At 64.7% G+C, this 10694-nt stretch carries 15 protein-coding genes; 10 read left to right on the forward strand and 5 right to left on the reverse strand.

All coding sequences use genetic code 11. The features are described from left to right. Nucleotides 1–54 precede the first annotated feature (54 nt). Together argJ and mutT are read left to right on the forward strand one after the other, a co-directional pair. Nucleotides 55–1293: a bifunctional glutamate N-acetyltransferase/amino-acid acetyltransferase ArgJ gene (gene argJ / locus ACREC7_RS13360; RefSeq protein WP_431556184.1), complete on the forward strand. Its 1239-nt coding sequence runs from the start codon at nucleotides 55–57 to the stop codon at nucleotides 1291–1293. A gap of 8 nt (nucleotides 1294–1301) precedes the next feature. Continuing rightward, nucleotides 1302–1718 (forward strand): 8-oxo-dGTP diphosphatase MutT, encoded by a 417-nt coding sequence (gene mutT / locus ACREC7_RS13365; RefSeq protein ID WP_431556185.1) that lies wholly within the window; start codon nucleotides 1302–1304, stop codon nucleotides 1716–1718. On the opposite strand, the gene ACREC7_RS13370 is transcribed toward mutT, so the two are convergent. The 3 genes from ACREC7_RS13370 to ACREC7_RS13380 form a co-directional block, all read right to left on the reverse strand. After that, a complete protein-coding gene (locus tag ACREC7_RS13370; RefSeq protein WP_431556186.1) occupies nucleotides 1711–2418 on the reverse strand; it encodes a class I SAM-dependent methyltransferase in 708 nt (235 codons plus the stop codon). The two genes, mutT and ACREC7_RS13370, sit on opposite strands and share 8 nt — an antisense overlap. A gap of 141 nt (nucleotides 2419–2559) precedes the next feature. Next, nucleotides 2560–3192 (reverse strand): class I SAM-dependent methyltransferase, encoded by a 633-nt coding sequence (locus ACREC7_RS13375; RefSeq protein ID WP_431556187.1) that lies wholly within the window; start codon nucleotides 3190–3192, stop codon nucleotides 2560–2562. Between the two features lie 51 nt (nucleotides 3193–3243). Then, nucleotides 3244–4182: a methyltransferase domain-containing protein gene (locus ACREC7_RS13380; protein ID WP_431556188.1), complete on the reverse strand. Its 939-nt coding sequence runs from the start codon at nucleotides 4180–4182 to the stop codon at nucleotides 3244–3246. Between the two features lie 43 nt (nucleotides 4183–4225). On the opposite strand from ACREC7_RS13380, the gene ACREC7_RS13385 reads away from it, so the two are divergent. From ACREC7_RS13385 to ACREC7_RS13420, 8 genes are all read left to right on the forward strand, one after another. Continuing rightward, on the forward strand, nucleotides 4226–5044 hold the full coding sequence (locus tag ACREC7_RS13385) for a ComF family protein (protein ID WP_431556189.1): 819 nt from the start codon (nucleotides 4226–4228) through the stop codon (nucleotides 5042–5044). A 74-nt stretch (nucleotides 5045–5118) separates the two neighbouring features. Next, a complete protein-coding gene (grxC, locus tag ACREC7_RS13390) occupies nucleotides 5119–5415 on the forward strand; it encodes a glutaredoxin 3 (RefSeq protein ID WP_431556190.1) in 297 nt (98 codons plus the stop codon). Next, on the forward strand, nucleotides 5412–6275 hold the full coding sequence (locus ACREC7_RS13395) for a carbon-nitrogen hydrolase family protein (protein ID WP_431556191.1): 864 nt from the start codon (nucleotides 5412–5414) through the stop codon (nucleotides 6273–6275). The genes grxC and ACREC7_RS13395 overlap by 4 nt, the downstream gene beginning before the upstream one ends. A gap of 9 nt (nucleotides 6276–6284) precedes the next feature. After that, the gene (locus ACREC7_RS13400) at nucleotides 6285–6704 is read left to right on the forward strand and encodes a DUF1178 family protein (RefSeq protein ID WP_431556192.1); all 420 of its coding nucleotides are present in this window, start codon (nucleotides 6285–6287) and stop codon (nucleotides 6702–6704) included. 124 nt (nucleotides 6705–6828) lie between these two features. Continuing rightward, nucleotides 6829–7710: a L,D-transpeptidase family protein gene (locus ACREC7_RS13405; protein ID WP_431556193.1), complete on the forward strand. Its 882-nt coding sequence runs from the start codon at nucleotides 6829–6831 to the stop codon at nucleotides 7708–7710. Between the two features lie 145 nt (nucleotides 7711–7855). Continuing rightward, nucleotides 7856–8143, forward strand: coding sequence for a hypothetical protein (locus tag ACREC7_RS13410; RefSeq protein WP_431556194.1), 288 nt, complete (start codon nucleotides 7856–7858; stop codon nucleotides 8141–8143). A gap of 143 nt (nucleotides 8144–8286) precedes the next feature. Then, nucleotides 8287–8574 carry a type II toxin-antitoxin system RelE/ParE family toxin gene (locus tag ACREC7_RS13415; RefSeq protein ID WP_431556195.1) on the forward strand — a complete coding sequence of 96 codons (288 nt, stop codon included), beginning with the start codon at nucleotides 8287–8289 and terminating at the stop codon, nucleotides 8572–8574. A 4-nt stretch (nucleotides 8575–8578) separates the two neighbouring features. Continuing rightward, entirely contained in the window at nucleotides 8579–8866 is a 288-nt protein-coding gene (locus tag ACREC7_RS13420; protein WP_431556196.1) for a HigA family addiction module antitoxin, read from the forward strand. A gap of 34 nt (nucleotides 8867–8900) precedes the next feature. Here ACREC7_RS13420 and ACREC7_RS13425 read toward each other — a convergent pair whose 3' ends face one another. Both ACREC7_RS13425 and ubiG read right to left on the reverse strand, forming a co-directional pair. Beyond that, nucleotides 8901–9938 (reverse strand): MBL fold metallo-hydrolase, encoded by a 1038-nt coding sequence (locus ACREC7_RS13425; RefSeq protein ID WP_431556197.1) that lies wholly within the window; start codon nucleotides 9936–9938, stop codon nucleotides 8901–8903. Nucleotides 9939–9954: 16 nt separating this feature from the next. After that, on the reverse strand, nucleotides 9955–10694 hold a 740-nt coding region (ubiG, locus tag ACREC7_RS13430), incomplete at its 5' end, for a bifunctional 2-polyprenyl-6-hydroxyphenol methylase/3-demethylubiquinol 3-O-methyltransferase UbiG (protein ID WP_431556198.1).

Below are 10694 nucleotides of genomic sequence, written 5' to 3' on the forward strand. Positions count from 1 at the left end.
GTCGTGCTCCCCCGCAAGGGGGGAGCGGAAAAGCTCAATCGCAAGAGTGCCTAGATGGGCAAGGTCTCGCCATTCGCACCGAAGACGCTGCCGCCGCTTCCCGCCATTGACGGGGTGCGCTTCGCCAGTTGCGCGGCAGGCATCCGCTATCCAGGCCGCACCGATCTTTTGCTTGCACTGTTCGAGCCAGGCACCACGGTTGCCGGCGTGCTCACCAGGTCGAAGACGGCGTCGGCCCCGGTCGAGTGGTGCCGCGCCAGGCTCGCGCACGGGATGGCAAGAGCGCTCGTGGTCAATTCCGGCAACGCCAATGCCTTTACCGGCAAGCGCGGGCGCGACGCGGTGAAGCTCACGGCGGAAGCCGCCGCAGCCGCCGCAAATTGCCTCGAAGCCGACGTGTATATCGCCTCGACCGGGGTGATCGGCGAGCCGCTCGACCCGTCCAAATTCACGAGCCTGCTCGCAGGACTCGCCGCCGAGGCCGGCCCGGAAGGGATCGGCCAAGCGGCCCGCGCCATCATGACCACCGACACCTATCCGAAGCTCGCCACCCGCCAGGCCGAGATCGAGGGCGTGTCGGTCACCATCAACGGCATCGCCAAGGGCGCCGGCATGATCGCGCCCGACATGGCGACCATGCTCGCCTTCCTGTTCACCGATGCAGCCATCGAGCCTCGTGCTCTGCACGAGATCCTGGGACCCGCCGTGGATGCCACCTTCAACGCCATCACCATCGACGGCGATACCTCGACCAGCGACACGCTGCTTCTGTTTGCGACGGGCACCGCCGCCTCACGCGGCGCGCCGCATATCGGCCTGCCGCATGATCCGCGGCTTTCCGGGTTTCGCGCCGCGCTCACCGAGGTGCTTGTCGATCTCGCGCACCAGGTGGTGAAGGACGGCGAGGGGGCGACCAAGTTCGTCACGGTGCGGGTCACCGGCGCCGAGAGTGCGCAAGCAGCGCGGAGGATCGCGTTGGCCATCGCCAACTCGCCGCTGGTGAAGACGGCGATCGCAGGCGAGGATCCCAACTGGGGTCGCATCGTCATGGCCGTGGGCAAGGCGGGCGAAGCCGCCGACCGCGACAGACTCGCCATCTGGCTCGGCGATATTCAGGTTGCCAAAGAGGGCGAGGTGGCGCCCTCCTACAGCGAGAGGCTCGGCGCCGCCTATATGAAGCGCGAAGAGATCGCCATCACCGTCGCTGTCGGCGTGGGCGACGCGTTCTCAACCGTGTGGACCTGCGACCTCACCGCCGACTACATCGCCATCAATGCAGACTATCGGTCCTGACTCGGACCATGGAACGCCCCACGCCTCCGCTCCTCCTGGTCGCGGCCTGCGTGCTCCTCGATAGTGAGGGCCGGATCCTGATCGCCAAGCGGCCCGAAGGCCGCTCGCTTGCCGGGCTGTGGGAGTTTCCCGGCGGCAAGGTCGAGGCTGGAGAATCGCCCGAGCACGCGCTCGTTCGCGAGCTTGCCGAGGAGCTCGGCATCGACATCGCGGCGGCCGATCTTTTGCCGCTCACCTTCGCGAGCCACGCCTACCCGGACTTCCACCTGCTCATGCCGCTTTTCGTCTGTCGCCGCTGGCGCGGAGAGGTAGGACCGCATGAAGGCCAGGAGCTTCGCTGGGTGAAGCCCGCCGAGCTTATCTCCTACGCCATGCCGCCGGCCGACGAGCCGTTGAAGGCGGCGCTGCCTGCGCTGCTCAGCTGAGAACACTCATTGCCATTCCCGCGAAAGCGGGGATCCAGTCACTTTTCTTACCGGCTTCTCCCAGCTCCGGGGCCTTGGTTGGCTCTCGAGGCTCGAGCTTGCGGAAGATGCTGCCGTCGGGCTCGACTTCGGTGACGCCGTCGGGGAGGAACGAACCTATGTCTCGTGGCGCGGCGACCGGGATGGTCTCATAGGTGTCCTTGCGCGCCGTGTCACCGAAACGGTAGGGCGAATTGTGAATCACCAAAAGCCCGCCGGGCCGCACCAGGGTCTCGAGGAAGAGCGCGCGCTCCTCGAAACTCTCGAAGGGATAATGTCCGGCACTGCGCAGCACGGCCATGCAGAAGATCGCGTCGAATCCTCCCAATCCGCTCAAAATGCGGTCGCTGGCATAGACGAAGCGGATTCGATCGCTGCGATGCTTCCTGGCCTGGAGCAGGATCACCGGATTGATGTCGGCGCCGATGATCTCGGCCTTGGGGAAATAGCCGGCGAGCGTGACGCATTCCTCTCCGGACGAGCACCCAAAAGAGAGAATACGGCGCGCCTCGGGTGTGGTCGCGGCAGCAGCGGCGAAAACCTCAGGGTACCGATTGAGCGCGGTCCGGTTCGGCCCCTGGTGGCAGCAGGGATGGAGCAGCGAGGCCGCCTTGGCGAACTTGCCGCGCTTGAGGTAATGGAAGACGCTTTTTCGACCCATGCTGCACCTTAAAATGTCCCTCCACCTTTTGCGGTTGGTTTTGGGCGATTATGCGGTCGTGGGAGATTTTTCAGTGTCTGCTCGATGTCATGGAGTTGATTCAATTTCGACGCGAGACCGTCATGACATTCGGTTGCGCTATCAAGCTTCGCGCTTTTGCCATAGGCAGCCGTCAGGCTCGACTTCGCTGACGCCGTCGGGGAGAAACACACCTCTGTCGTGTTTCGCGGCGACCGGGATTCGGTCATAGGAGCCCCGGTGCGCCGCGTCGCTGAAGCGGTACATCGAATTGTGGATCACGAATAAGCCCCCGGGCCGGACCAGCGACTCAAGAAACAGAGCGCGTTCCTCAAAGAGCGCGAAGGGATAGTTGCCGAGGCGCTGTTGCTTTTTCGGAGCCCGCAGTACCGCCATGCAGAACACCACGTCGAACGGGGCCAGCCTGGCTAAAGTGCGGTCGCTGGAATAGACGAAACGGATTCGGTCGCTTCGCTTCTTCCACGCCTTGAGCAGGCTAAGCACATTGATCTCGGCGCCGACGATCTCGGCTTTCGGGAAATAGTTCGCAAGAGAGACGCATTCCTCTCCGGTCGAGCAGCCGAAGGAAAGGATGCGGCGCGCGTCGGGAGCGGCGGAGGCTGCTGCGGCGAAAATTTCCGGATATCGATTGGACGCGGTCCAATCCACCAACTGGTGGCTGCCTGGCGTGAGCGCCGCGACCACCTTCGCGTAGTTGCCCCGCCTCAGATTACGCAGCACCCCCTTCAAACGCATGGCGCGGAACGTAGCATCTGCCGCTTCGACGTCAACGGCCGAAAAGCCGCGTCAGCGGCCCTTGCTCTTCGGCCCAGTCGCCGCCGGGAAGGAGGCCTTGTCGCCGGCGGAATGTTCGGTGGTGTGAAGCGCGTCGGCGAGGCGTCTTGCCGCACTCCCGGGCTCAAGCGGCTTTTGCTGGCTTTCGTGCGGGGCCCATCCCATCAAATAGACAATCTCGAAGCTCGCCGCGATTCTGCCATCGGCCGTGCCGTAACGGGCCCGGTAGATCTCCTCGGCACGTTCGAGCGTGCCACGCGGCAGCGGCGCCTTCCGCCGCGCTGCCATGACGTTGCCGCCGCCAAGCGCCCTGATCTCGCGCATCAGGTCGCGCGGGTTTGGATAGGTCACGGTCAGAAGCTCGGCGTCGGTCACGGGAAGCGCGAAGCCGGCGCGCTGCAGAAGCGCGCCATAGTCCCTGACATCGGCGAAGGGCGCGACGCGGGGGCTTGCCCCGCCGTGGAGCTCGGCTTCCGCCTCGATCAGCACCTGACGAAGCTCCTGAAGCGAGCTTCTGCCGAGTGCGGCCCCCATGAACAGCCCGTCGGGGTGAAGGCTGCGGCGGATCTGGATGAGCGCGCCGGGGAGATCGTTGACGCGGTGAAGCGCGAGGCCAGACACCACGAGGCTGAGGCTCATCTCCTTGAACGGCAGCAGCTCCTCGTCGCACGCCACGGCAGGAAGCGGGCAGCGCGATGCGAGCGCCGGCACGCTTTCGGCGTAGATCATCTCACCAACGGACGGGAGTGCCGCCACGGCGCGGCCAAGCAGTCCATGATAGGCGCCAAGGTCGAGTGCCAGAGGAAAGTCGCGCAAGATCGCCCCGATGCGGTCGGCGATCTCGGCCGCCACATGGGAGAGCAGAAACTCATGCTCGGCGGTCTCGCCGGCGAAGCGCGCGCGGCGGCGGCGCAACAGGCTGCGGTCGAAAAGCTCTTGATCCTCACTCATTGCGCCCATGCGCCCCTTCTATCGGCCCCGCCAGCGCTCTATCATGCCTGCCATGGCGATCGACGGGGCGGAGATCACCTCTGGCGTCCTTGCCGCGCGGCCCAAGCGCTTCTCGGCGGCGGAAGCTCTCCGCGGCGCGCTGACGCTCGCCGCCGATCTCCTGCTCCCGCCGGTGTGCATCTCCTGCCGCAAGCGCGCCGGCGCCCACGGGCTCTTGTGCGGCGGCTGCTGGGCCAAAATCGATTTCATCGCCCCTCCGCTCTGCTCAAGGCTTGGCGTGCCGCTGCCTTACGATACCGGCGAGCCGAGCCTTTCCGCCGCGGCCATCGCCGAACCGCCAGTCTACGACCGGGCGCGGGCCGCTGCGCGCTATTCCTCGACCATGCGCGACCTGATCCAGAGCTTCAAATATGGGGATCGGCATGAGGGCGTGCCTCTGTTCGGGCGGTGGATGGCGGTGGCCGGAGCCGAGCTGCTCGCCGACGCCGAAATCATCGTGCCGGTTCCGCTCTACCGGTCCAGGCTCTGGTCGCGGCGTTTCAACCAGTCGGCCATGCTGGCCAAGGTGGTCGGGAGCCTGAGCGGCGTGCCCGTGGACTGTTTTCTGCTCGCCAGGGTCAAGCGCACACCGAGCCAGGTCGGGCTCTCGGCGTCACAGAGGCGGAAGAACGTCGCCGGAGCGTTCCGGGTCACGGCGGCGAAGGGCGCATTGCGGGGGAAGCGCATCGTCGTGGTCGACGACGTGATCACTACCGGCGCGACCGCGGAGGCTTGCGCCAGGGTGCTGAAGCGGGCCGGTGCGGCGTCCGTCGACATTCTCGCGCTCGCCAGGGCCGTGGAACCCTCGGCCCTGCTGCTATAGTCTGGAATTTCCTTGCTGCCCGGCTTACTTACCTCAACAAAGCAAGGCCGAATGGCCGAAGCAGCGGAACTTCGATGACGAGAGTTGTCCTCTACACCACGCCCTATTGCGGCTATTGCCGCGCCGCCAAGCATCTTCTTGGCAAGAAGGGAGTGACCTTCACCGAGATCGACGTGAGCGAAGATATGGAGCGGCGCCGGGAGATGATGGCGCGCGCCTTCGGCCGGCGCACGGTGCCGCAAATCTTCATCGACGACACCCATGTCGGCGGCTATGACGAGCTTGCCGAGCTCGAGCGCGCGGAGAAGCTCGATCAGCTGCTCGCCGAGGTCGACGCCGTCGCCGCCGTCGCCGCCGTTCCGGGAGAATGATCTTGACCGCGGCGAACACATTCCGCGCAGGGCTGGTTCAACTCCGGTCGGGCCGCGCGATTCCTCCGAATATGGAGATGGCCGAGGCGCTGATCCGCCGCGCCGCGGCGAGAGGCGCGGTCTACGTGCAGACGCCCGAAAACACGTCGATCATGGAGCTCGAGACCGATCCGCTCCTGGCCGCGATCGACACCGAGGACAAGTCGGCGCCGCTGCGGGAGCTTCAGGCGCTCGCCAAGGAGCTTGGCATTTGGCTGCATGTCGGCTCGCTCGCCATGAAGCTTCCGGCCGGCAAGGTGGCCAACCGCTCCTACCTCATCACGCCGCAAGGCGAGATCGCCGTGCGCTACGACAAGCTGCATATGTTCGACGTCGATCTTGCCGGCGGTGAAAGCTACCGCGAGTCGCGCAATTTCGACTCCGGCACCACGGCGGTGCTTGCCGACCTGCCCTGGGGACGGCTCGGCTTGAGCATCTGCTACGACCTTCGCTTCCCGGCGCTTTACCGGGCGCTCGCCACCGCCGGCGCCGATTTCATCGCCGTCCCTGCCGCTTTCACCAAGCAGACCGGGGAGGCGCATTGGCGAGTGCTGTTGCGCGCCCGCGCCATCGAGACCGGCGCCTACGTCCTTGCCGCCTGCCAAGGCGGGTTGCATGAGAATGGCCGCAGCACCTACGGCCACAGCATGGTTGTATCACCTTGGGGTGAAGTGCTGGCGGAAGCCGGAGAGGATCCCCAGATTGTCCTTGCCGATATCGACCTCGGCCTCTCAGCCGAAGCCCGGGCGAAGATCCCTTCGCTCAAGCATGGGCGCGAGTTCGAGGTTGTGATCGCCGGGGCGAAGTCGCGGCCCCTCTAGAGAGGCATCATGATTCGCTACGCATTGACCTGCGAGGAAGGACATGGGTTCGAGGCCTGGTTCGGCTCGGCCGATACCTATGACGAGCAGGTTGAAGCGCACGCGATAATTTGCCCGGCTTGCGGCAGCGTAGAGGTGAAGAAGGCGCCGATGGCGCCCTATGTGGCGAAGCGGCGCGCCGAGACGCCGCCGCCGCCGTCGGCGGAGCAGCCCAGACCCTATGCCATGCTGCGCAAGCTCCGCGCCGAGCTCACCGCCGATTCCGACTATGTCGGGCCGAAATTCCCCGAGGAGGCGCGCAAGATCCATTTCGACGAGGCTCCGGGACGCGCCATTCACGGCGAGGCTACGCCTCAGGAAGCGCAGGAGCTCGACGAGGAGGGCGTGCCGATCTTTCCCCTGCCGCGCCTGCCCGAGGACCAGAACTAGGGCGAGCGGCGCCCCCGGGGGGTAGCGGGGTAAACTTATTGTTTGGGGGTGCCCTGTTACAGCCTTGATGCATTACTATCTCAATATTGCCGAGTGTTGGTTTCGCGCAAAACCAGGGAACCTCATGCGCCTCTCAGACCTGCCCCGACGTGCCATATCCCCTTATGCATTGATCATCCTGCCTTTTCTGGCCGTCATGCTCGTGTTGCCCGCAGGCGCCGAGCCGGCCTCAAATCCGCCGAGCGTGGAGAATGACGGCGATCCCTCGACCGCGCAGAATGGCGGCAATCCGCCTAGCGCGGAGGTCAAGCCCAACACCACAGCCGAGCAGCCTGCGGCCGCGCAGCCCAAACCCGGTCCTGCACCCGCGCAGCCCAAATCAAAATCGGCAGCAGCACCTCAGGACGGCGAAGCGGCTGGGGACGGTTCCCAGATCCTGATCAATATCGACAAGTCCCGGCAGGAGATGACGGTATTTGTCGATGGCATCGAAAAATACACCTGGCCGGTCTCGACCGGAAAGCGCGGCTATTCCACGCCCTCGGGAACCTATACTGCGAGCTCGATGAACGAGATCTGGTACAGCAAGCAGTGGGACAACGCGCCCATGCCGCATGCCGTCTTTTATATGAAGGACGGGCATGCCATCCACGGGACGCTCGAGGAGAGGAACCTCGGCAAGCCCGCCTCTCATGGTTGCGTGCGCATCTCCCGGGCCAACGCCACCCTGCTCTATGCTCTCGTCAAGGGGACGGGTCTCAAGAATACGCAAGTCGTCCTCTCCGGGACGACGCCTGGCGGTGAGGCGCAAGTGGCGACCCAACCGGCCTATCCGCGCTATGGGGACGCCAATGCCGGTCCGCCGTGGTTTGGGCCCGGGCCCGGCTACGATCAGCGGCCGAGACGAGGCCTGTTCGGCGGCTGGTTCCGGCAACAGCCTTATGGCGGCCCGCAAGGCTATTACCGGCCCCCGCCGCCCCGCGGCTATTACCCGCGGGGTTATTAGGACCTGCATAGGTTTCCAAGGCCACAGACTTTCGTCATTCCGGCGAAAGCCGGAATCCAGTTTTATGTTTGCGCTTCGCGCGACTGTATACCGGCTTGCGCCGGTATGACGGTTTGGTCCGCGGATGCGGCGAGAAAGACCATCTATGAGCGAGAGAGCAAGAAAGTACAGCAAGGGCGAGATCGGCACGCTGAGGATCGTTGAAGATTTCCTCCCGGCGCCCGACGAGCTTGTGCCGCGCGAGGACAATGTGAAGGTCACGCTTTCCCTGAGCCGCCGCAGTGTTGAATTCTTCAAGTGCGAGGCGGGGAAGGTGAGTGTCCCTTACCAGCGTATGGTTCGTGCGCTTGTGGATACCTACGCCAGGCAGAACGAAAAAGGCTCGACCGTCCGTCAGACCAACAAGCCAAGCGCCGCGAGGAAGGCTAAGTAGCAGAGGGTAATCCTCTACCTGATCAGAGGTCCCTCCGCCTCTTTCCAGGCCTGAATGCCGCCATGGATGTGGCGGGAGCGGTCGAGCCCCGCGGCTTGTGCCGCCTGCTTGCTATCCACTCTTTTGCGTAGTACGTTTTTGCCATGATCCGGTCTTGGCGCAACGCCGCCAGCCGAAAGGTATGGGACGGTGAGCGACCGAACCAGTTCCGGGGCCTGGATTTCGAGGTAGCGGCGGATCTATTGCTTGCGCTCAATGTCGCGAGCACGTTGCAGGATCTCAGCCCGCTCAAGAGCGTCGGCCTGCATATGCTCAAGGGCGGCCGTAAGGGCCAATGGGCCATGACCGTCAATGCGCGGTGGCGTATTTGCTTCGAATTTCGCAAGGGCGACGCTCATGACGTGGAGATCGTCGACTATCACAGAGGATAAGAACATGGCGCTCGTTGCTCATCCGGGCCGGCTTCTGAAACGTGAGCTGAGCGCACGCGGGCTAAGCGCCAACAGGCTCTCGCTCGACCTCGGCGTTCCTTCCGGGCGCATCACCGACATCCTCAACGGACGTCGCTCAATCAGCGCTGACACCGCGGTGCGGCTCGGCCGTTACTTCGGAAATCGCCCGCAATTCTGGCTCGATCTACAAAGCCAGTACGACATTGCGCTGATCGAGCGTGAGAAGGGCCAGGAAATTGCAAGGCGCGTTCGGCCTGTGGATGCCGCGTGACAGATTGTTCGATGTCTCGCCAAAAACGTCTTCGCTACCTGATCAGCGGGCCTTCGGCCTCTTTCCAGGCCTGAATGCCGCCGTGGATATGGCGGGAGCGCTCGAGCCCGGCGGCCTGTGCCGCCTGCACCGCCATGGCCGAGCGCAGGCCGAAGGAGCAATAGAAGATCAGCCGCTTGCCCGATGAGCGCGCGAGCTGCTGCAACAGCCCGTCAGCCTGGAGGCTCTCCCGCACATTCGGATAGGTCACATGCACTGAACCTGGGATGACGCCGTCGCGCTTGCGTTCCTGGACTTCGCGCAAATCGATCAGGGCAACATCCTGATCGCCCAGCGCGGCCTTGGCATCCTCGGCAGTGAGGGCCCAGCCGCGGTCGGCGACGATCTGCTGAGCCAAGCCGATGCGCATATTGGCGGGGACGGCAACGTCCATCATCTTGGGGTTGGGCAGGTTGAGGTTGTTCATCAGCTCCACATAGTCGTCGATGGACTTGACCTGGAGGCGCGGATTGAAGGCGCGCTCCTCGCCGATGGTGCTCACCGTGTCGCCCTTATAGTCGTGCGCGGGGTAGACAAAAGTCTCGTCAGGCAGCTTCAGCAGGCGACCGAACAGCGACTGGTATTGAGCGCGCGGGTTGCCGTTCTGGAAATCGGTGCGTCCGGTGCCGCGGATGAGCAGCGTATCGCCGGTGAACACGCGATCGGGCATCAGATAGCTGTAGGAATCGTCGGTGTGGCCCGGTGTATAGGCGACGTCGAGGCTCAGGCCTTCGATGCCGACCTGGTCGCCGTCGATGACGCGGATCGAAACCACGTCGGCCTTGGTCTGCTCGCCCATGACGGTGATGCATTGGGTGCGTTCGCGGAGCGCGTCGAGCCCGGTGATGTGATCGGCGTGCAGATGCGTGTCGATGGCCTTCACCAGGCGCAGGTCGAGCTCGCGCAGGAGCTGAATGTAGCGGTCGACACGCTCGAGCACGGGATCGATGATCAGAGCCTCGCCGCCGTGGCGGCTCGCGAGCAGATAGGTGTAGGTGCTGGAGGTCTGGTCGAACAGCTGGCGAAAGATCATGGCCTATTCCCGCACGCTACCGCTGTGTGGCAGTAGCAAAATAGTTCACATCGGTGTCGGTTCCGAGGCGCCATTCGTCGGAGAAGGGATCGTAGGTGAGGCCCTCGGTGCCGGTCATGGCAAGGCCCGCGGCGGAGAGCGCCGAGGCAAGCTCCGCAGGCGTCACGAAACGCTGCCATTGATGGGTGCCGACGGGGAGCCAGCGCAGGATGAACTCGGCCCCGACAATGGCGAGCGCGAACGATTTCAGCGTGCGGTTGAGCGTAGAGAGGATCATCACGCCGCCGGGCTTTACCAGAGGCGCCACGCCCTTGAGGAAGGCCGGTACGTCGGGCACGTGCTCCACCACTTCGAGCAGCAGCACGGCGTCGTAGCTCTGCCCGCGTGATGCAAGCTCCTCGGCGGTCGTCCCCTCAAAGGCAATGGCGAGGCCCGCGGCCGAGGCATGGGCCTTGGCCGCCGCGATGTTCTCTGCCGCGGGGTCGATGCCGGTGACGTGCGCGCCGAGCCGCGCCAACGGCTCGCACACGAGGCCGCCGCCGCAGCCGATGTCGAGCACGCTCAAGCCGGCAAGGCTTGCAGCCTCTCGCGCGTCGCGCCCAAACTTGCGGCAAAGCTGGTCGCGGATATAGGTGAGCCGAACCGGATTGATGCGGTGAAGCTGGCGGAAGGGCCCGCGCTCGTCCCACCATTGCCCGCTGAGCTTCGCAAAGCGGGCGACCTCGTCGCGGTCGAGCGTCGGCGTGTCATGTGGCG

The sequence above is a fragment of the Methyloceanibacter sp. genome, from assembly GCF_050728395.1.
Classification (GTDB): domain Bacteria; phylum Pseudomonadota; class Alphaproteobacteria; order Rhizobiales; family Methyloligellaceae; genus Methyloceanibacter.

Excerpts from the sequence above, each read along its gene's own strand:
- argJ (WP_431556184.1), top strand. The coding sequence starts at position 55 with ATGGGCAAGGTCTCGCCATTCGCACCGAAGACGCTGCCGCCGCTTCCC.
- mutT (WP_431556185.1), top strand. The coding sequence starts at position 1,302 with ATGGAACGCCCCACGCCTCCGCTCCTCCTGGTCGCGGCCTGCGTGCTC.
- ACREC7_RS13370 (WP_431556186.1), bottom strand. The coding sequence starts at position 2,418 with ATGGGTCGAAAAAGCGTCTTCCATTACCTCAAGCGCGGCAAGTTCGCC.
- ACREC7_RS13375 (WP_431556187.1), bottom strand. The coding sequence starts at position 3,192 with ATGCGTTTGAAGGGGGTGCTGCGTAATCTGAGGCGGGGCAACTACGCG.
- ACREC7_RS13380 (WP_431556188.1), bottom strand. The coding sequence starts at position 4,182 with ATGAGTGAGGATCAAGAGCTTTTCGACCGCAGCCTGTTGCGCCGCCGC.
- ACREC7_RS13385 (WP_431556189.1), top strand. The coding sequence starts at position 4,226 with ATGCCTGCCATGGCGATCGACGGGGCGGAGATCACCTCTGGCGTCCTT.
- grxC (WP_431556190.1), top strand. The coding sequence starts at position 5,119 with ATGACGAGAGTTGTCCTCTACACCACGCCCTATTGCGGCTATTGCCGC.
- ACREC7_RS13395 (WP_431556191.1), top strand. The coding sequence starts at position 5,412 with ATGATCTTGACCGCGGCGAACACATTCCGCGCAGGGCTGGTTCAACTC.
- ACREC7_RS13400 (WP_431556192.1), top strand. The coding sequence starts at position 6,285 with ATGATTCGCTACGCATTGACCTGCGAGGAAGGACATGGGTTCGAGGCC.
- ACREC7_RS13405 (WP_431556193.1), top strand. The coding sequence starts at position 6,829 with ATGCGCCTCTCAGACCTGCCCCGACGTGCCATATCCCCTTATGCATTG.
- ACREC7_RS13410 (WP_431556194.1), top strand. The coding sequence starts at position 7,856 with ATGAGCGAGAGAGCAAGAAAGTACAGCAAGGGCGAGATCGGCACGCTG.
- ACREC7_RS13415 (WP_431556195.1), top strand. The coding sequence starts at position 8,287 with ATGATCCGGTCTTGGCGCAACGCCGCCAGCCGAAAGGTATGGGACGGT.
- ACREC7_RS13420 (WP_431556196.1), top strand. The coding sequence starts at position 8,579 with ATGGCGCTCGTTGCTCATCCGGGCCGGCTTCTGAAACGTGAGCTGAGC.
- ACREC7_RS13425 (WP_431556197.1), bottom strand. The coding sequence starts at position 9,938 with ATGATCTTTCGCCAGCTGTTCGACCAGACCTCCAGCACCTACACCTAT.